Source organism: Haloplanus sp. XH21 (genome assembly GCF_023276355.1).
Taxonomy (GTDB): Archaea; Halobacteriota; Halobacteria; order Halobacteriales; family Haloferacaceae; genus Haloplanus; species Haloplanus halobius.
The window spans coordinates 1,208,939-1,227,509 of the sequence record NZ_JALLPL010000001.1 but is presented as its reverse complement, the minus strand read 5'-3'; the positions used below and the strand labels follow the sequence as shown (position 1 = coordinate 1,227,509).

16 protein-coding genes and 1 pseudogene are annotated in these 18,571 nt (G+C 66.7%); 4 read left to right on the top strand and 13 right to left on the bottom strand.

All coding sequences use genetic code 11. The annotated features are described in order from the left end of the window. Positions 1 to 14 precede the first annotated feature (14 nt). The 10 genes and pseudogenes from MXB53_RS06280 to MXB53_RS06235 all read right to left on the bottom strand — a co-directional run bounded on the left by MXB53_RS06280 (position 15) and on the right by MXB53_RS06235 (position 11,284). A complete protein-coding gene (locus MXB53_RS06280; RefSeq protein WP_248896536.1) occupies positions 15 to 566 on the bottom strand; it encodes a thioredoxin family protein in 552 nt (183 codons plus the stop codon). 123 nt (positions 567 to 689) lie between these two features. Beyond that, a pseudogene (locus MXB53_RS06275) lies at positions 690 to 1,945 on the bottom strand (RNA-guided endonuclease InsQ/TnpB family protein). Positions 1,946 to 2,157: 212 nt separating this feature from the next. Beyond that, on the bottom strand, positions 2,158 to 2,583 hold the full coding sequence (locus tag MXB53_RS06270) for an EamA family transporter (protein WP_248896535.1): 426 nt from the start codon (positions 2,581 to 2,583) through the stop codon (positions 2,158 to 2,160). 47 nt (positions 2,584 to 2,630) lie between these two features. Next, entirely contained in the window at positions 2,631 to 3,656 is a 1,026-nt protein-coding gene (locus MXB53_RS06265; protein ID WP_248896534.1) for a PfkB family carbohydrate kinase, read from the bottom strand. Between the two features lie 125 nt (positions 3,657 to 3,781). Beyond that, complete coding sequence (locus MXB53_RS06260; protein ID WP_248896533.1) at positions 3,782 to 4,639, bottom strand: DUF58 domain-containing protein; 858 nt, start codon at positions 4,637 to 4,639, stop codon at positions 3,782 to 3,784. Further along, complete coding sequence (locus tag MXB53_RS06255) at positions 4,636 to 5,577, bottom strand: AAA family ATPase (RefSeq protein ID WP_248896532.1); 942 nt, start codon at positions 5,575 to 5,577, stop codon at positions 4,636 to 4,638. The genes MXB53_RS06260 and MXB53_RS06255 overlap by 4 nt, the downstream gene beginning before the upstream one ends. Further along, positions 5,570 to 6,478, bottom strand: coding sequence for a DUF7502 family protein (locus tag MXB53_RS06250; RefSeq protein WP_248896531.1), 909 nt, complete (start codon positions 6,476 to 6,478; stop codon positions 5,570 to 5,572). Before MXB53_RS06250 ends, MXB53_RS06255 begins: the two co-directional genes overlap by 8 nt. A gap of 2 nt (positions 6,479 to 6,480) precedes the next feature. Beyond that, positions 6,481 to 7,110, bottom strand: coding sequence for a coiled-coil domain-containing protein (locus tag MXB53_RS06245; RefSeq protein WP_248896530.1), 630 nt, complete (start codon positions 7,108 to 7,110; stop codon positions 6,481 to 6,483). Further along, complete coding sequence (locus tag MXB53_RS06240; RefSeq protein ID WP_248896529.1) at positions 7,107 to 9,482, bottom strand: VWA domain-containing protein; 2,376 nt, start codon at positions 9,480 to 9,482, stop codon at positions 7,107 to 7,109. Before MXB53_RS06240 ends, MXB53_RS06245 begins: the two co-directional genes overlap by 4 nt. Next, entirely contained in the window at positions 9,482 to 11,284 is a 1,803-nt protein-coding gene (locus tag MXB53_RS06235) for a DUF7408 domain-containing protein (RefSeq protein ID WP_248896528.1), read from the bottom strand. Before MXB53_RS06235 ends, MXB53_RS06240 begins: the two co-directional genes overlap by 1 nt. 110 nt (positions 11,285 to 11,394) lie before the next feature. Here MXB53_RS06235 and MXB53_RS06230 point away from each other — a divergent pair, with 110 nt between their 5' ends. The 4 genes from MXB53_RS06230 to MXB53_RS06215 are packed head-to-tail and all read left to right on the top strand — an operon-like array spanning position 11,395 to position 15,964. Continuing rightward, positions 11,395 to 11,883 carry an Lrp/AsnC family transcriptional regulator gene (locus MXB53_RS06230; protein WP_248896527.1) on the top strand — a complete coding sequence of 163 codons (489 nt, stop codon included), beginning with the start codon at positions 11,395 to 11,397 and terminating at the stop codon, positions 11,881 to 11,883. Continuing rightward, complete coding sequence (locus tag MXB53_RS06225) at positions 11,880 to 13,019, top strand: pyridoxal phosphate-dependent aminotransferase (protein ID WP_248896526.1); 1,140 nt, start codon at positions 11,880 to 11,882, stop codon at positions 13,017 to 13,019. Before MXB53_RS06230 ends, MXB53_RS06225 begins: the two co-directional genes overlap by 4 nt. Positions 13,020 to 13,073: 54 nt before the next feature. Continuing rightward, entirely contained in the window at positions 13,074 to 13,793 is a 720-nt protein-coding gene (locus tag MXB53_RS06220) for a DUF7504 family protein (protein WP_248896525.1), read from the top strand. A 50-nt stretch (positions 13,794 to 13,843) separates the two neighbouring features. Continuing rightward, entirely contained in the window at positions 13,844 to 15,964 is a 2,121-nt protein-coding gene (locus tag MXB53_RS06215) for a CHAT domain-containing protein (protein WP_248896524.1), read from the top strand. Here the strand turns inward: MXB53_RS06215 and MXB53_RS06210 are convergent. The 3 genes from MXB53_RS06210 to guaB all read right to left on the bottom strand — a co-directional run bounded on the left by MXB53_RS06210 (position 15,961) and on the right by guaB (position 18,459). Then, on the bottom strand, positions 15,961 to 16,104 hold the full coding sequence (locus tag MXB53_RS06210; protein WP_248896523.1) for a DUF7503 family protein: 144 nt from the start codon (positions 16,102 to 16,104) through the stop codon (positions 15,961 to 15,963). The genes MXB53_RS06215 and MXB53_RS06210 overlap by 4 nt on opposite strands. Positions 16,105 to 16,273: 169 nt before the next feature. Continuing rightward, the gene (locus MXB53_RS06205) at positions 16,274 to 16,858 is read right to left on the bottom strand and encodes a HalX domain-containing protein (protein WP_248896522.1); all 585 of its coding nucleotides are present in this window, start codon (positions 16,856 to 16,858) and stop codon (positions 16,274 to 16,276) included. Between the two features lie 104 nt (positions 16,859 to 16,962). Further along, entirely contained in the window at positions 16,963 to 18,459 is a 1,497-nt protein-coding gene (gene guaB, locus MXB53_RS06200) for an IMP dehydrogenase (RefSeq protein WP_248896521.1), read from the bottom strand. Positions 18,460 to 18,571 lie beyond the last annotated feature (112 nt).

Genomic DNA, 18,571 nt, shown 5'->3' with positions numbered 1-18,571 from the left:
ACTCACGTCGCGTCTCACGGCCACTTGATCCCGCAGCCGCGGGACGGACCGGGGTCGATGTCGACCGGTTCGTCGGCGCGGACGGCGTCGATAGCCTGGCGGATGTAGTACTCGCTCGCCTCCTCGTCGGGACCGAGGGCGTCGTCGAGGCGGCCGTGATACGCCAGCCGGTAGGTCCCCTCGTCACGCCGGAAGAGGAAGGGATCGGGGGTGCAGACGGCGCCGTAGGTGCGGGCTACGTCGGCCGACTCGTCGCGGAGGTACGCGTCGTACGCGATCTCGCCGTCGGCGACGTACTCCTGCATCTTCTGGAAGGAGTCCTCGGGATAGGCGTCGGCGTCGTTGGCGTTGATGCCGACGACGGCCACGTCGTCCTCGCGCGCCAGGTCGTTCAGGAGGTCGAACTTCGCCTGCGCGTACGGGCAGTGGTTACAGGTGAACACGACGAGCAAGGCGTCGGCGTCGAAGTCGTCGAGCGTGTACGTCTCGCCGTTGACGCCGGGCAGTTCGAAGCCGGGCGCCTCGTCACCGTATTCGAGTTCCGAGTCGGATTCTTGCAGGGCCATACCTGAAATACGTCCCGGTGGGGGAAATACTGTGGGCCAGCGGCATTGACCTCCTCCTCCTCCGCGTGAACACGGAGGAATCCCACCACGGGATTTCAGGCCCAGCGGTGCAGCCTGTTGGTTTCAAGACGCATACGTTCCACACGTCTCTTGCTGGGTCTCAGCATCGGTGTGGCTGTCTTGTGGCCCGGTCAAAGAGGCCCCATCCGTAGCCGAGTCATCGTCACCGGCCTTCTGCCGGGAACTCCGGTCGCTTCGGTGGTGACTCTCTCCACTACGGTAGCGGTCTGCAATGTTTATCGCGCCGTTCACGTCCGCTTGGTACTCATCAATCCAGCAGTCGTCGTTCGAGCATCTGAACGTCGCCTGTCGTGGTCGGGAGCCGATCTCACCGCAGGCGTGGCACGCCTTCGACGTGTTCCGGGGATTCACCGTCTCGACGGGAATCCCCTTCTCGGCGGCCTTATAGCGAATCTGTGCGTGGAGCTTCGCAAATCCCCAGCCGTGCAGACGGCGGTTCATGTACTCGCCGTAGTCCATGTTCTCGCGGATGTCCGTCAGGTCTTCCAGCACCAGCACTGGATTCTCGACAGACTCGGCGTACTCCACGACTTCGCGGGTCACACGGTGGAACACGTCGTCAATCTGGGTCCATAGTGCGTCACCGAACGAGTCTGCGATTCGCTCACTGCCACGCTTCTGCAGGCGTCTTGTGGCGGTGAAGTAGGTTTTGCGGAGCCGACGAACTGTCTTGCCGTCGTCGGCCCACAATTTGGGGCGAACAGGAGAACCGCTCTCGTCGCGGTGACACACCGTGACGAGACTCGCTTCTCCGATGTCTACGCCGATGGGCGTCCGCTTGTCGGCGGACGCCCCAGATTGGTCCGCCACGTTTCGGGTGGCGGTGACGTGGAGATACCACGTTCCGTCCCGCTCAAACAGCCGACTTTCGCCCATCTTAGCGTCGTCTGCGTACAACGCTTCGAGCCACTCCCGCTGTTCGGGATTGGCGCGTGCCGGTATCCAGAGGTGTAGTCCTCGTGGTGCGGGATTTTGACGTACCACCCGATAGCGTTCTGTGGCTGATGGTCAAGTTGTAGTCCCTCGTTGGTGAACCGCACTGGGTGGTCGTCGTGAAGCTCGTCGGTATCGTAGCTGGTGTGGAGTTGTGGGACGTACTGCTTGAGGGCGTTTTTTGCGTATCCGCTTAGGTCGTATTCGACCACCGCGTCGTTCACCGCTGACTGTGTGTCACAGCCAGCGGTGAACGCTTCCTGAAGCGCCCGCTGGTAGGCGTCCCGCGTCTCACGAAGCTTCTGTCGCTTGTGAACGTTTGGGTCCACAAGCTTCAGTTCGAGTGTTTTTGTGACCGCACCCATCGTCGCCGGTATTCAACGTTTCAGTTGTGAGGGATATATAACTCAGCTATCCAGAGTGGAAGTGGAACTGTGGGAAATCCGGTACTGCAATAGAACGGTGGACCGTCACACTATGATGTCCGCTCGACCCCCGCCTGTTCGCTCCTCGGTTCCGACAGCCTGTCGGAGCACTCGTCACTCACGGGAAGGCGGGGTATGCGCTCATCTCTCTGTCACTCGACCGAGACGAGGTAGATGCCGAGCACCGCACACGCGATGCCAGCGACTTTCCGGGCGGTGATGGATTCGTTCAGGAAGACGACGCCGATGGCCGAACTCACCACGAGGAAGGTGCCGAAGATGGGGACGACGGCGCTGACCGGGCCGAGCGAGAGCGCGTGGTAGTACGCGAGGATGCCCACCGCCAGGAAGACGCCGGCGACGTAGAGATACGGCGCCTTAGGATGGACGAGATACGGCGTCACCGGCCGCCCGACGTAGAGGACGACCGCGACGGTAGCCACGATGAGCATCCCGTTCGGGATGAGCGCGGCGACGAAACTCGGGATTTTCGGGTCGCCGGTCGTCGCGTAGCCGACGAGCGGCGCGACCATCGAGTACGACAGGAGCGCGACCACCGCCCACTGCAGATAACCCATGGGGAGGCGTCCGGCGGGCGGGCAGTATAGGGTTTCGATTCAACTGCTCACGACTGGCGATTGTCCGTCACGTACGCCCGGAGGTCGTCGCAGTCGGCCGTCTCGCCGACCGTGACGTAGTGTGAGGCACAGGCGTTGCCCATCGCCAGCGACAGCTCCCAGTCCCACCCGGCCGCGAGCGACCGGGCGAAGGCGGCACTGAACCGATCGCCCGCCCCCGTCGTCGTCACGATTCCCTCGACGTCGAGGTTCGGGACGGACACCGTTCCGGAAGCGGTCGCCGCGACGGCGACCGCCTCGGCGTGGACGACGACGCCCGTGACGCCCGCGTCCGTTCGGATCGATTCGAGGACGGCACCCGAGTCGTGGGGATCGTCGATCCGTGCGTCCAGACCGGCGGCGGCCGCCAGCCGGTTCGCTTCGTCCGTATTCACGCTGAGCACCACGTCGTACGCGCGCTGGAGCCGTGCCGCCGACCGGAGCAGGTCGCCGGCCTGTCGCGCCGTGACCGTGCCGGGATCGATACAGAAGACGCCCCCGTCGGGGTTGCGGGCGGCGATGCGCTCGGTCGCGGCGGGGAGTCCGGGCACCGACGCCCAGTTGGTACAGCAGAGCGCGTCGCGTTCGAGGAAGGCGTCGACGCGTCCCGCGAGGGCGTCCCGCAGGTCGGCGAACGTCCACGCCGTGAGGTCGCTCGACCGCTCGACGAGCAACAGGTCGTCGTCGCCGAGGAGGAGGACGTTGACGCGCGCCGGTGCCCCCATCGATACCGTCTCGAAGGGGAACGCGAGGTCGTCGTGATCGAGATGCCCGGCCAACAGGACACCGTCACCGAGCGCGTCGAGTTGTTGCGCGACGTTGACCGCCTGCCCGCCGGGCGTGGTGACGACGTGTTCGAGGCGGAGCGAGTCCCGACCCTCGACGACGGTCGTCGCGAACGCCTCCCGCGAGGTGAGCACCGTCTCGCCGTCACGAAGCCGGAAGTAGTCGTCGAGGCTGCCGTCGGGAAACGCGCCGACGCTGACGGGGTCGAGCCCACGCTGCAGTTCGCCGACCAGGTCGTCGTACGGCATTTCAGGGACGTTTCATACGGATTATTGTAACTGTTTACCGGTGGTTCGCTGAGCCGGACCAGCGAACCACCGGTAATGACTTCCAATAGACCGTATCACGGCCGGGCGCAAAACTCCTCCGCCCGCTAGTCGACCCATATCGTGGCGAAGGCGTCGAAGAAGGGCTCGTCGGTCGTCACCAGTTCGTGCGTGAGCCGCAGGTCTCGCGCCCGCGTGGCCACGTCGTCGACGAACGCATCGACGCGGTCGCGGTACTGCTCGGCGAGACGACCGCCGAAATACGTCCGACGGGTGAGGTCCGACTCCGCGTCCTCGAAGATGGTGTCGCCGCCGACATCGGGGTCGAGCTCCGTCGGCGAGAGCACCTGCACGAGCACCACTTCGTTGCGCGACAGCGACGCTAGCCCCGTCTCCAACCCATCGAGGTCGCCGATGCCGTCGGTGATGACAACCACCAGCGACCGGGAGCGGATGGACGCCGCGTACGCCTCCAGAGCGGTCTGGAAGTCCGTCTCGCCGTCGGGAACGGTCTCGTTGAGGCGGTCGACCAGCGCCAGCACTTCGCCACGCGTCGATTTCCCGGTGTCGAGACGGTCCGTACGGTCCCGGAACACGGAGAACCGGAAGTCGTCGTGTTCCTCGGCGGTGAGGTAGGCGTAGCCGAGGCCGAGTTTCGCGCCGAACTCGAATTTGGTCTCCCCGTCGCCGAACCCCATCGATCCGCTGGCGTCGAGCAGGACGTGGACCGTGAGGTTGCGCTCCTCCTCGAACTGCTTGATGAAAAACTCCTCCGTGCGGGCGTAGAGTCGCCAGTCGATGAGGCGGGTGTCGTCGCCGGGAGCGTAGCGCCGGTAGTCGCTGAACGTGAGTCCTTCGCCGACGCTCGGTGACTCGCGTTCGCCCTGTTTGTTCGCGGTGGTTTCCTGCTCCAGCGACGCCTCGAAGCGATCGAGTTCGTCCAGAAACTCGGGATCGATCGTCATGCCTGCTCCAGCAGGTCGGCGATCACGTCGTCGGTCGTCAGCCCCTCGCGTTCCGCGCGGAAATCGAGTAGAATGCGGTGGCGGAGGACCGGCGGCGCCATCGACTCGACATCCTCCCACGAGACGTGGTTGCGGCCGTGGAGGAAGGCCCGCGCCTTCGCGGTGCGGACGAGACCCATGCTGGCCCGCGGGCTCGCACCGAACTCGACCGTCTCCACCTCTCGGGTCGCCCGAACGAGTTCGATCGCTCGATCCCGGATGTCGTCGGCGATGGGCACCTCGCTGACGAGCGACTGGATCCGCTGTAGCTGGTCGCGCGTGAGCACCTTCTCGACGGGGGGCGTCTCGCCGCCCTCGGTGTAGAGCGAGACGATGTCGCGTTCCTCCTCGACGGACGGGTAGTCGAGGACGAGTTTCAGGAGGAAGCGGTCGGTCTGGGCCTCGGGCAACGGGTACGTCCCCTCCTGATCGATGGGGTTCTGCGTCGCGAGGACGAAGAAGGGGCGCGGCAGGGCGTAGGTCTCGCCGGCGGCCGTCACCTGTTTCTCCTGCATCGCCTCCAGCAGGGCGGCCTGCGTTTTCGGCGTCGCTCGGTTGATCTCGTCCGCGAGGACGACGTTCGCGAAGATGGGACCTTTCTCGAAGACGAACTCGCGCTCCCCGCCCGACTCGCGGATGATCTCGGTACCCGTGATGTCGGAAGGCATCAGGTCCGGCGTGTTCTGCACCCGCGAAAAGTCCAGATCCGTCACGTCCGCGACGGTGCGGACCATCGTGGTCTTGCCGAGACCGGGATTGCTCTCGAGGAGGGCGTTGCCGTCCGCGAGGATGCAGACAAGCAGGTGTTCGAGCACGTCGCGTTGCCCGATGATGCGCTTGCCAACCTCCTCGCGGACGCGTTCGAGTCGCTGCTGTAGCGCGTCGATGTTCTCACTCATTCTCTGAATCCTCTCTGATACGGAGGTTGTACTCGCGGATCAGTTCCGCGTCCTCCAGTTGCTCGGGGTCGGTGAAGCCCGCCCGCTGGCTCTCGACGGTCGCCGCGTCGTCGAACCCGCTGTTGTCGTAGGCTGCCGCCGAGCCGGCGTCCGCACCGTCGCCACTCCCCGCTCCGCTGGTGTCGATGGTGGTGTCGAGGTCGTCCTCGCCCGCGGTGGCGTCTCCCGGATCGCCGAGGATCGACGACCCGTTCCGCAGCCCCGTGTACTCGGACGTCGTGCCGCCACCGGGGGCGGTGTCCGTCGGTTCCGCGGTCCCGCCGATGGAGATGTCGACGACGGCGACCTGGATCGTCGCGACGCTGACGAGCGAGACGAGCACGACCGTCACGGCGATCCGACGCAGATCGAGGAGACCGACACTCGACGCCGCCCGGAGGTCGTCGAGGACGTCCTCGTAGAGGCGGAGCGCGATGGTGGAGCGGCGGCCGGCGTCGATCGCGTCGCGCGCGGTCCGGAGCGACTCTCGCAGCGCGGGGTTGGCGGCTTCGAACTGCTCGACCAGCGGTCGGCGCACGCGCCAAGTCACTTCGGCGACGAGGACGACGAGACCGGCGGCGACACCGAGGACGACGCCGACCGCGACGGTCGGCTCGGCGACGGTCACCCCCGCACCGCGAAGCACATCGAGGACGAATCCCGGGAGCGACAGTCGAGCCGGGAGTCCGGGCACGCCGAGCAGGGTCGTGAGGAGGTTCACCACCAAGACGGCGAGCGTGGCGTCCGCGACGGCGTAGATGAGGGCGACCTTCCAGCCCTCGCGGCGGATCTCGGTGAGCGCGCGCGCCATGTCACGCGTCGGTGTGGCGTCCGGCTCGTCCGGCGATGGTGACTCGGGCATGATCAGACCAGCTGACACCCCGATGGTCGGGTACCGTTGATCGCGGTACAGGCCTCCCGCAAGGCGTCTCTGAGCCGTCGGTTCTCGGCCTCGACCCCCTCCAGGCGGGTCACCTCCGCTTCCAGACTGGAGACCTCGCTGTTCAGCTCCTCGACCTCGTTCTGGAGGTCGTTTCGCTCCTCGCGCAGGTTCTCGTTCGTGGACTCCAGGTCGCCGACGCGAGACTGGAGGTCGTCGTTTCTGGCTTCGAGCCGCTGCGTGCGGGTCTGCAGATCCGAGACGCGGTCCTGTGCGGTCTGGAGTTCCTGCCGGGTCGCCGCGAGTTCCTGTTGCGTCGACTCCAGTTGCCCCTCGGTCTCTTCGAGGTTCTCCGAGACCTGGCTGACGTCGCTCCGGGTGGTGCTCAGGCTCTCGTTGAGTTCGCGGAGCCGTTCGCGAGTGGACTGGAGGTCCTGCTCGGTCGACTGGAGGTCTTCCCGCAGCTGTTCGTTCCGGTCGCGGAGCTGGCTGTTCTCGGCGTCGAGTTCCTCGACCGACTCTTGGTAGTAGAGCGTCGCGCCGGCGGTCCCGGCGACGGACAGGCAGACGAGGAGGGCGAGCGCGAGGTTAATCGAGTGACCAATACGACTCATGGGAGACCACTCTCCGTCCGGGTACGCCCCTGATACACTTGAAGTCGCCGGACGACGACCTCGGTCAGGAATAACAGCAGGGCGAGCGCCAGCAACGCCCAGTCCCAGGAGCGTCGCACGTCGCGAACGCGCGTCGCCTGCTGGCGGGCGAACGCGGCAATCTCGGCCGCGTCACCGCGGTCGAACTGCTGGCCGCCGGTGGCTCGCACGGCGTCAGTTAGCGCGGGAGACGTACCGAACCCCGCGTACTCGGCCGGATAGTTCGCGGCGTAGGTGGCGCCCGCGACGGTGTGAAAGCCGGCCGTCGGCGGCGTCGTCTCGGCGCGGTAGACGCCGTCACCGACGGCGCGGAACTGGAGGTCGGTGTCGCTTGGCGGCGTGTCGCCACGGTAGATGACCGTCGTCGGCTCCCCGACCCGCGTGTCAGGCACGTCGGTCACGCCGGTCGCCTTGCGCTCGGGATCGCCGATGGCGTAGTTGACGGATTTGGTCACGAGCAGGGAGTCCGGTTGCTGGAGCAGTCCGTCGAGCCCCCCGCTCTCGTCGTAGGTCGTGATCGTCGCCACTCGGCCGAGGCCGTAGCGCCACGAGGCGACCGCAGGCGTGCCGTCCGGCCCGGCGACGAGGAAGTCCGCGCCCGGTCGCATCGACACGTCGTTTCGCCGCCCGGGGTTCGACTCCAGCGTGACGCCGCTGGTGATGAAATGTCCGGGGTCGACGACGGTGAGGCCCTCGCCCTCGAACTGCCGACTGCCGCCGCCGAAAAGCAGGCGCAGACGGTCGGTCTCGTCGGCAGCGAAGTAGTTGCCACCGGACTCCCGAGCGATCGATCGCAACACGTCCTCGTTGATCGCCCGTCCGGCGCCGACGGTGATCACACGCACTCCCTGTCGGCCGAGAGCGTTCGCCACGACGGCCGACGGACTCTCGGTGTCGCCCCCGTCGCTGATGAGGATGATCGTCCCGCGCTCGCCGTCGAGCATCTCCTCGGCGCCGCGAAGCCCGGTGGCGATGTCGGTCGCCCCGCTGGTCTGTAAGCGCCGGATGCGGTCCTCGACGGTCGCCCGGTTCTCCGACAGCGGTGCCGGTTGCACCACGCTGTAGGCCTCGTGGTTGAAGCCGACGACCCCGACGGTGTTGTCGTCGGAGAGCTGTGAGACGGCGTCGAGGGCGATGCCTTTCTGGACGCGCATGCCGTTGACCGCGCTCCCGGAGACGTCGATCAGCATGACGATCCGTGCGCTGCCCGGCGTCGATTCTCCGAGCGTGACGGGGAGCATCGACGCGACCGAGGAGTTGGCGTAGCCGCCGTTTTCGAAGGCGTTCGGCCCGCCGGCCATCAGCAGGCCGTTCCCGTCGATGACGAACTGCTGGAGTTCGTCGACGTTGCCCAGGTCGTCCGCCGCCACGTTCTGGACGACGACGGCGTAGTAGGGGTCGAGATCCGCGGGCACCGAATCGGTCGTCTCCACGTCGTACAACTGGTCGAGATACGATCGGAGCGGGTAGTCGCCACGGGAAACGTAGAGCACGCGTGGCTGCTCGACGGCGCGGACGGTCCCGCGAACGACGTCGTTGGCCGCATACACGTCGTCGCCGTCGATTTCGGCGGTGATCCGGTGCGTGCCGGTGTCGGAGAACGTGTGGGTCACGGGGACGCTCCCGGTGCCCTCGTCGAGTCGCTCGGTGGCTACAGGGGTACCGTCGATGGCGATCCGAACGGTCACCGGGGCGTCGGCCTGGACGCCCGCCACCCGAACTAGAAACCGACTCTCCACGCCGACGCTGGTCTTCTCGGGACCGGCGAGCGTGACGTACCGCTCGGTTCGGGTCGGGGCGGGGCTGACGGCACTGATCGTGGCGTTGAGCGAGCGCGCGAACTCCGCCGTCTCGGAGAGCGGTTGGCCGCCGGTGACCTGGCCGTCCGAGACGACCACGATGGAGCCGTTCTCGCGGAGGTTGGCCGCGATGCCGTCGCCGATCCGCGAGTTCGTCCCCTGGCCGACGGTCGACACCGTCGTCGGCACGCCCTCGCTCTCGATGTCGCTCGCGAGGTCTTCCGCGACGGCCGGCGACACGCCCGTACTGTTCGATCGGTCGGCCAGCAGCGACACGCTGGGGTCGCCTCGCGTCTCCGTCGTGACGACCGTGAAGGGACCGGCGGCCGCGACGACGAGCAAGGTTGCGAGGGTGATCCGCGAGGCGAGCAACAGGCGTCGACTCCGCGGGGCGGCCGTCCCCGAGGCGCGGTAGCGAACGAGCAGGACGAACAGCCCGATGGCGACGGGCAACGCCACGAGCGCCAGCGGCCGTTCGAGGCCGACGACGGTGCCGTCGGCGAGCGCCGTGCGGACGGCGAGGGCGCCCCACATCAGAGATCACCCCGTCGACGGAGATAGGCCACTTCGACCACCGCGGCGAGCAGTCCCACGAGCGCGACAACCCACGTCAGCGGGCGAGGGACCTGCCGCTCCTCTTCGCGCACGGGAACGCCGGTGTCGTCCGTCCGGTCGGTGAGCGGCGTGGCGTCGACGGCCGATTCGGCGTCGCTGTAGAGGGAGACGCCGATCCGGCGGTCACCGACGACGTAGAAGCCGGCGCGATCGAGCGGGATGCGTTGAGTCGAGACGGTGTCGCCGTCGGGCGTCTCGACGGTCGTGGCGTTCGCAACTTGGAGGCGACTCCCCGTCTCGCGGTTCAGCGCCGACAGCGACTCGCGGCCGGCGAGATGGAACACCGCGCGCTTCCAGAAGACGGGATACTGGTAGTTGAACCGGAACGGGTCCTGGTCGACTACGGACCCGTAGTAGAGCAGGCGGCCGGGACCGCGGGTCGCCGTCGCGACGAGCGGCGTGCCGTCGGCGGTGCGGACCAGCGCGGTGCCGTCCCGCAGCGACCCCTCGAGATACGCGTCCGGCGGCGGGAAGTCGATGCCGCGTGTCAGTTCGTCCGCCGTCACCTGCCCGATCGAAGGGGTCGTTCCGACGCCCGTCGGCGAGACGAGGAGGAGGTCGCCGTAGGTGTCCGGCGGGTTCTCCTGAGCGAGGACGCCGACGCCGCCGCCGTTGGCGACCACATCGCGGCCCGCCTCGACGTTGCCCTGGAGGAGGCGCTCGGCTTCCAGATTACTGTAGAGGATCACGTCGTAGCCGTCGTCGACGGTCGTCGGCGGTTGGTCGATGGTGAGCCGCACCTCGTCGATCACCGAGAGCGCGGTCACGAGATGTCGGTTCCGGTCGTTGGTCAGCAACAAGACGTCGACCGCGGGATCGGCGGGCGCCGCGACGTACGCGACATCGTCGGTCGGGAAGGAGTCACCGGGTGTCAGTCGGGCCTCGCCGCCGCCGGCAGGTACGGGAAGCGTCACCCGCGACACGTCGCCGGAACCGAGCGCCAGCGAGCGACTGCGGCCACCGAGGGTCACGGAACGGGTGACGGATTCGCTACCGAAGTTCTGCACCGTGAGCGTGACGTTCGCGCCCGCGAACGAGCGGTCGACGATCCCCACGTTGGCCGCGCCACCCCCCGCGAACTGGCGGAGGTCGACCTGCAGGCCGCGGGCGCGCGCCGACCGCACGGCGTCGGTCCAGGCGCTGTCGGCGAAGTCGCTGAGGACGACGATCCGCGCGTTCTCGCCCGCGATGGCGGCCGCCTGCGAGACGGCGTCGGCGAGATCCGTCGGCGCGTCGGTGAGCGAGAGTCCGTCGAGCGCCGTGGAGGCGGCCGTGGTGCCGCCGGAGCGGAGTGCGATCCGAGTGTCGGCCCCCGCGAAGACGACGGCGTTGGTGCCGGTCGTCGCCTCGCGAGCGGCGGCCCGGGCGGCGTCGAACCGCGTCCCGCCATCGTCGGTTTCGACGCCCATGCTCGCGCTGCCGTCGAGGACGATCACCGTCTCCTCGACGGTCTGGCTCTCCGAGACGGAGACGTAGGGGCCGGCGAGCGCGAGCGCGAGGGCGACGATCACGAGCAGCTGCAAGAGGAGGAGGAGGCTGCGGCGGAGCCGTTCGAGGAAGGGGTTCGAGGCGTCGCGCTGGTCGTCTTCGAACAGGAGACGGAGGGTCGGGAGTTCGACGCGACGCGGATCGGGCTGGACGAGATAGAGATAGACGACGGGGACGACCGCAAGGAGGGCGAGAAGCCCGAGCGGCGTCAGAAACGCGTCGGAGAGGGCCATGCACGACGGCACGCCGTCGCCGCGTATCGGTCTTTCGCCGACAGGCCCACGTTCGAGACGGATACTGACGCATAAGCAAGTCCTTTCATGCAGGGAACCAAGGAGACGGTATGGCCGATAAGTTAGCGCTACTCGACTTACTCCTTGAGAACGCCCGCGAGAGCCCCGAGACGATATCGCGACAGCTCGGCTGCTCGGAAGCGGAAGTCGAGGAGATGATCGACGAACTGGAGGCCGAGGGCGCGGTCCTCGGCTATCAGCCGGTCGTCGACTGGAGTCGCGTCGACCGCGACCACGTCGAGGCCGAAGTCGAACTCAACCTCGAACTCGACCGCGAGACGAAATACGCCGATGTCGCCGGACGCATCACGAAGTTCGACGAGGTGACGGCGCTCCGTCTCGTCTCCGGCGACTACGACTTCGACGTGACCGTCGAGGGCGACTCGATGCGTGACGTCTCCATGTTCGTCTCCGAGCAGATCGCACCGATCCCCGAGGTGACCCAGACCGTGACGCACTTCGTCATGAACACCTACAAGAACAGCGGCCTGGAGTTCATCGACAGCGACGAGGACGACCGCCTCTCGATTTCGCCATGAAGCTGTCAGCACGCGCCCGAAACACCCCGCCGTCCGGTATCCGGCGCTTCTTCGAACTCGCCGAAGAGATGGACGACGTCATCTCGCTCGGCGTGGGTGAACCCGACTTCAGTGCCCCGTGGAAGGCGCGGGCGTCCGCCATCCACTCCCTGGAACGGGGGCGGACCTCCTACACGACTAACCGCGGAATGTACGAGCTCCGCGAGGCGATTTCGAGCCACGTCACGCAGTACGGGCTGGAGTACGGCCCCGACGAGGAGATTCTGGTGACGACCGGAGCGAGCGAGGCCGTCGACCTGGCGCTGCGGGCGCTGGTCGACCCCGGCGATACGGTCGCCATCCAGTCGCCGGCGTACATCTCCTACGGTCCAGGCGTGCGCTTCTCCGGCGGCGATCCGCTGCCCGTGTCGACGCGAGCCGAGAACGACTTCGTGTTGACCTACGACGACCTGGAGCGCGCCGGCGCCGCCGACGCCGAGGTGTTGATGATCTGCTACCCGAACAACCCGACGGGGGCGACGGCGACGGCGGACGAACTCGCCGAAATCGCGGAGTTCGCCCGCGAACACGACCTGACGGTGCTCTCCGACGAGATCTACGCGGGGCTGACCTACGAGGGCGACCACGCGTCGATCGCGACCTTACCGGGCATGCGCGAGCGGACCATCGTCTTCAACGGCTTCTCGAAGGCGTACGCCATGACGGGACTCCGCCTCGGCTACGCGCTCGGCCCGAGCGAGGTGATCGACGCGATGAACCGCATCCACCAGTACACGATGCTGTCGGCGCCGACGACGGCCCAGTACGCCGCGCTCGAAGCCCTCCAGTCGTGTGACGACGACGTGGCCGAGATGCGCACGCAGTACGACCGCCGCCGTCGGTTCGTCATCTCGCGGTTCCGCGATATCGGCCTCGACTGCTTCGAGGCGAAAGGCGCCTTCTACGTCTTCCCCGAAGCGCCGTACGACGACGAGCAGTTCGCGGAGGACCTGCTCCAGGAGGAGGGCGTCGCGCTCGTTCCCGGACGGGTCTTCGGCGAAGAGGGCTACGGCCACCTGCGGGCCTCCTACGCGACCGGGATGCCGGAGCTGAAGGAGGCGATGAACCGCATCGAATCGTTCCTCGACGACCGGTAACGCTGGTGTCGGGGATACGAAGTATTATTTGTGGGGGTTCCCTTCGATCAGTTGATGGTTGCGGGTGGTGGGATGGGCCCAGACGACGAGGGGGTTAGCTTCGCACACGCGCTAGCAACACTGAAAGAGCAGGGAAGTGCCCTCCTCGTCGTAGGATCGGTCCCCGAAGAGATGTTCGCAACGGCGTCGGCAACGATGCTCGGCGACCCGGACGCCGATCCGCCGCGACGGCGACTCGTCGTCGCGCCGGAACCGAGTCGGCAGAGTGCCATCGAACGACTGCGAGAGACGGGGCCGCTCTCCTCGGAGTACGCACGCCTCGTCACGCGCGGCGAGAGCGCACGGAGCGCGGCCACGACGGCCGAATCGTTCGAACAGGTGACGCCACGAACGCACGTCATCGACGGGACGCTCCAAGACCTCGGTGAGACGGTGGCGACGGTCATCGAGGAGTTCGACCTGTTCGCCGGCGGACTCGATCCCGCCGAGTTTCGGATGGCGTTCGACTGCCTCCCGACGGTGCTCGCGGCCCACGGCCGGGAGACGGCCTTCCGACTCGTGCACGTCCTGGTCGCCCAGGCCCGGTCGGTCGGCGGACTCGTTCACTTCCGCCTGCCACGAGACCTGAGCGCCGAGGTAGTCAGGCTCTTCCAACCCCTGTTCGACGCGACGGTCGAACTCCGCATCGACGGGGAGCGGTTGGATCAACGGTGGCATTTCCGCGACCGTGACCTTACGTCGGACTGGCTTCCCCTCGAAACCCCGGAAACGTGATCCATAGGTGACAATATACTTTTGTGTCCGACGACTGACTTGAGAATACGATGAGTCGCTCCGGGCAAGCGCGTGGGGGGCGCGCTGACACGACGGACGAGCCCCTCGAAGTGTCGTTTTCCTCACTCGACGACGAGTCGGGGCTGGTCGTCACGGACCTGATCGAGCGCGATCAGTTCCGACTGTACACTGACACGCCAGTCTCGCCGAGTCCGGCGGATCCCTCGGCGCACCGATTCCCCGTCGACGCCGCGGTGACCATCGGTGCCGCGGAAATCGAACTCCCGACGGTCGTCTCGGTCTGTGTCCGCGACGACGCGGGCGAGATGCTGGCCGAGACCGAACATTTCGCCTACGAGGAGTTTCCTGCGGGCACCTACAGCCTCGAGCTCTGTGGGCCGATCAAGATCTACCTGCGCGTCGACGCCCCCGTCACGGTGGCGTCGGACGTCAACCGGACGCGCATCGAGTTCGACGACCATCGACAGGTCCACGTCGGCGCGCGCTCCCACCACGAAGGGCCGGCGGCGACGATCACCACGACCGACGACCCGACGGACGTGATGGCGGCCGTATCGGAGTTCTCGTCGGCACTGAAGACCACGTCTCCCGAACGGTCGTATCCGACGCTCCGGGGTCACCCGCCGCTCGTCGAACTCGGCGACGCGGTCGACGTGCCCGACGCCCTGTCGTCGCCGGAGACGGGCGTCAGACTCGAACTCCCGCCAGACTACGAGTCCATCTACGTGGCCGCGCCGCTGGCGTACTACGTCGCCGCCGATGTCGTGCCGGGGGGAGCTCCCCGTCTGGTGACCGACGACGGCTTCGAACACGACCTCGATACGGTGCGGGGCTTCGAGACGGAGGTCGAACGCGTCCTCAAGCAGACGTTCTTCCTCGACTGTGTGACCCGCACCGAGGGGTACTACAACGTCGACCTGCACGAGCGCGCGGCCGTCGAAACCGATCTGGATCTGGACTTCGAGTGGCTGTACGAGCAGTCGCTGTCGACGCAACTCGAGGAGTATCTCTCCGTGCCGTTCGGCGCCGTCGAGGACGAACTGCCGGAGTGGCGGCTCACCTCTCACGTCGCGCCGACGCCCGAGAACGTGGAACTGCTCCCCTTCGTCACCAACGACCTCGCCGTCGTGCGAACGCCACAGGACCAGCCGGAGCCGAGTTCGGCAGTTCAGACTACCGCCGCGAACGAGTTCTTCCGGGACGAAGCGTTCACGCGGAGCGCCGCGGCCGACGAAGCGTCGCGGTCGTACGTCCAGCCGGAGACGACGGACTCGCTCGAACAGTCCTGGGTGGGCGAGGGCGCCCCCATCGGCGCCAGCAAGGCGACCACCGCCGCGTTCTACAACCGCCTCGACCGAACGCCGACCGACGGCGACATCGGCATCACCGTCGTCTGTAACGACCCCCGGATGGCCGACGAACGCGACGTCGTCGACGCGGTGTACGGCTCCCGGGAGGAGCTCCCGTTCGACGTGCAGGTCCACCACGACCTGACCCAGCGCGAGCTACGACGGGTGCTCTCGGCCGAGGCGGATCTCCTCCACTACATCGGCCACATCGACGCCGAGGGGTTCGAATGCGCCGACGGCAAACTCGACGCGACGACGCTGACGGACGCCGGCGCGGACGCCTTCCTGCTCAACGCGTGCCAGTCGTACGAACAGGGATCGGCCCTCATCGAGGCGGGCGCCATCGCCGGCATCGTCACGCTCTCGGACGTCATCAACAGCGGCGCCGTCAGAATCGGACGGATGCTGGCGCGCCTGCTCAACCGCGGGTTCACCATCGGGAGCGCACTGGAGGTAGCTCGCGACGATTCGGTCATCGGCGACCAGTACACCGTCATCGGCGACAGTAGCCTGTCGCTGGCGCGGACCGACGGCGGCCCGCCGAACGTCTGTGTGGTCAACCGAACCGCCGATGGCTACGAACTCGGATGGAAACCGTACCCGGCGACGGGAATCGGTATGGGGAGCCTCGTCATGCCGTGGATCAACGACGAGGATCAGTACTACCTCTGGTCGGGCGACTCGCGCTCGTTCGATATGACGGCCGACGAACTCCAGCAGTTCCTCTCGCTCGAGACGGTGCCGGTGAAAATCGACGGGTCGCTCGTCTGGAGTGACGAACTCGACTTCTCGACGCTTTAGGGGCCGGAGATCGCACCGCTGTTTCCGGCTGCCACGGTGCCCGCCTGCGAGAGCAGGAGGAGCATCGTGAACAGGACGCCCATCATCCGCGGGTTGTTTTTGAGGTACGTTGCCACCGTGCCGCTGTCACTTTCGGACATTGCACCCGAATAGATCGGCGGCAGTGAATTATAATTTTTCGAGAATATCTGATAGTTAATATAATCAATTAAATCGATTGAACTATGACATAAACTGCAAATCTATAGAAAATCCGGGGATGGCGAGAAGATCAGCGAGAAACGGCAGGCGGTCGCGTCGGTAGCGGCGTCAGTCGCGACGGTCGTCGGCTTCGAGATCGCGATAGACGGCGGTGAGATCGTCGGCAGCGTCGATCCGCGCGAGCTTGTCGTCGAGTTCCGCGCGAAGTTGATCGATGTCGTCGAGGAGATCCTGATACTTCTCGGACTGTTCGAGCGTCGACGGCTCTTTCTCCGCTTCGAGGAGTGCTTTCTTCGAGGCGAGCGAGAAGAGCCGCTGGATCCCCTCGTCGTACTCGTCGCGAACGAGCAGGTTCGAAACCGTCCGCTCGAGTTCGTCTCGGGTGACGGGTTTGACGAGGTAGGTGTCGAATCGCATGTCGATGATGTCCTCCTCGGGCTCGACCGCCGTCACCATCGCGACCCGACAGTCGAGGTCACGGTCCTGAATGGCGTCGAGGATGTCGTCGCCCGAGATGTCGGGCATCCGTCGGTCGAGGAGGACAACCGACACGTCCGAATCCAGTTTCTCCAGCGCCTCGTGGCCGTCTCTCGCCGTCCGAACGTGATAGGTGTCGCTGAGCCAGGTGGCATAGAGGTCGGCCAGGTCACGTTCGTCCTCGACGACGAGGACGCGAGGGGTGTCGGCGCTCATATCTTCTCCCGGGACGGAGTGCGACCACTCACGGTACGCAGTGGTGTCCCGGAGTATATCAAAATACCCTTTGTGGAACGGTCACACGGCGGCGGACCGCGGCGTCACTCCTGGGGACTGTAGTTCGGCGCCTCGTCCGTGATCATCACGTCGTGGGGGTGACCCTCGGTCTGGCCGGCCGCCGAGACACGGACGAAGCGGGATCGCTCCTTGAACTCGGGGATGGTCGCCGCACCGACGTAGCCCATGCCCGACTTCATCCCGCCGACGAGCTGGTGGAGTTCGGAGGCGAGCGTCCCCTTGTACGGGGTGGCCGCCTCGACGCCCTCGGGGACGAACCCCTCGTCGTCGTCCTCCTCCTTGAGGTAGCGGTCGCCGCCGCCGGAACGCATGGCACCGACCGACCCCATGCCGCGGTACTGCTTGTACTTCTTGCCGTTCATCGTGATGACCCGGCCGGGGGCCTCCTTGGTGCCGGCGAAGTACGAACCGAGCATGACCGCGTCGGCGCCCGCGGCGATGGCCTTGATGGCGTCGCCGGAGTACCGGATGCCGCCGTCGGCGATGACGGGCACGTCGTGTTTGCTGGCCACGTCGGCCACCTCCGAGACGGCGGTGATCTGGGGCATCCCCGCGCCGGTGACGACGCGCGTGGTACAGATGGATCCCGGCCCGATGCCGACCTTCACGCCGTCGGCGAAGTCGACGACGGCCTCGGCCGCCTCGCGCGTACCGATGTTGCCGACGACGACATCCGCCTCGACGCCCCCGCTGATCTCGCGGGCGCTGTCGATGACGTTGCGGTTGTGGGCGTGCGCACAGTCGATGAAGAGCACGTCAGCCCCCGCCTCGTCGGCGGTGCGGGCGCGGTCGTCCTCGAAGGGACCGACGGCGACGCCGATGCGGAGCGCGCCGTCCTCGTCGCGCGCGGCGTTCTCGTGTTCGCGGCGCTGGAGGATCCCCTGCATCGTGACGAGACCCACGAGGTGGTCGTCCTCGTCGACGATGGGAACGCGTTCGATCTTGTGATCGTACATGAGTTCGAGGGCGGTGCGCGCGGTGACGCCCTCGCTGGCGGTGATGACCTCGTCGGTCATCGCCTTGCGCACCTCGTCGGACTCGCCGACCTCCAGATAGGGCCGGATGTCCGTCGCGGAGATGATCCCGAGGACGACATCGTCCTCGTCGACCACGGGAGCGCCGCTGACGCCCTCGCGCTCCATCATCTCGTCTACCTCGCGGACGGTCTGGTCCGGGCGCGCCGTCACCACGTCGTCGCGCCGGATGACGAGTTCGTCGGCGCGCTTGACGCGCTCGATTTCGACGACCATCTCGTCGGCGGTCATGTTGCGGTGGAGCACGCCGAGACCGCCGTTGCGCGCCATCGCGATGGCCAGTTCGCCCTCGGTCACCGTGTCCATCGCCGCCGAGAGGATCGGAATGTTGAGCGAGACGTTCGTCGACACCTGTGTCGAGACGTCGGCCTCGTCGGGTTCGACGTGGCTCTCCATCGGGCGCAACAACACGTCGTCGAACGTGAGCGCCTCCGGTACTCGTAGCTTCTCCGAGAAGGGTCCAGAATCGGGAACGTCGTTCGCCATGTAAGCCGTCGTCCCGCCGCCCGGAAAAACGTTCCGAGACGCCGAATCCCCGTGTTCCGGAGGGACACGCCGCACGCCCGGCGTCTCGTTCCGGGACGTGACCTCCTCCCAC

Coding starts and splice junctions, on each gene's coding strand:
- MXB53_RS06210 (WP_248896523.1), bottom strand. CDS start 16,104: ATGTCCGAAAGTGACAGCGGCACGGTGGCAACGTACCTCAAAAACAAC.
- MXB53_RS06255 (WP_248896532.1), bottom strand. CDS start 5,577: ATGAGTGAGAACATCGACGCGCTACAGCAGCGACTCGAACGCGTCCGC.
- MXB53_RS06225 (WP_248896526.1), top strand. CDS start 11,880: ATGAAGCTGTCAGCACGCGCCCGAAACACCCCGCCGTCCGGTATCCGG.
- MXB53_RS06280 (WP_248896536.1), bottom strand. CDS start 566: ATGGCCCTGCAAGAATCCGACTCGGAACTCGAATACGGTGACGAGGCG.
- MXB53_RS06205 (WP_248896522.1), bottom strand. CDS start 16,858: ATGAGCGCCGACACCCCTCGCGTCCTCGTCGTCGAGGACGAACGTGAC.
- MXB53_RS06215 (WP_248896524.1), top strand. CDS start 13,844: ATGAGTCGCTCCGGGCAAGCGCGTGGGGGGCGCGCTGACACGACGGAC.
- MXB53_RS06220 (WP_248896525.1), top strand. CDS start 13,074: ATGGTTGCGGGTGGTGGGATGGGCCCAGACGACGAGGGGGTTAGCTTC.
- guaB (WP_248896521.1), bottom strand. CDS start 18,459: ATGGCGAACGACGTTCCCGATTCTGGACCCTTCTCGGAGAAGCTACGA.
- MXB53_RS06230 (WP_248896527.1), top strand. CDS start 11,395: ATGGCCGATAAGTTAGCGCTACTCGACTTACTCCTTGAGAACGCCCGC.
- MXB53_RS06235 (WP_248896528.1), bottom strand. CDS start 11,284: ATGGCCCTCTCCGACGCGTTTCTGACGCCGCTCGGGCTTCTCGCCCTC.
- MXB53_RS06270 (WP_248896535.1), bottom strand. CDS start 2,583: ATGGGTTATCTGCAGTGGGCGGTGGTCGCGCTCCTGTCGTACTCGATG.
- MXB53_RS06245 (WP_248896530.1), bottom strand. CDS start 7,110: ATGAGTCGTATTGGTCACTCGATTAACCTCGCGCTCGCCCTCCTCGTC.
- MXB53_RS06260 (WP_248896533.1), bottom strand. CDS start 4,639: ATGACGATCGATCCCGAGTTTCTGGACGAACTCGATCGCTTCGAGGCG.
- MXB53_RS06240 (WP_248896529.1), bottom strand. CDS start 9,482: ATGTGGGGCGCCCTCGCCGTCCGCACGGCGCTCGCCGACGGCACCGTC.
- MXB53_RS06250 (WP_248896531.1), bottom strand. CDS start 6,478: ATGCCCGAGTCACCATCGCCGGACGAGCCGGACGCCACACCGACGCGT.
- MXB53_RS06265 (WP_248896534.1), bottom strand. CDS start 3,656: ATGCCGTACGACGACCTGGTCGGCGAACTGCAGCGTGGGCTCGACCCC.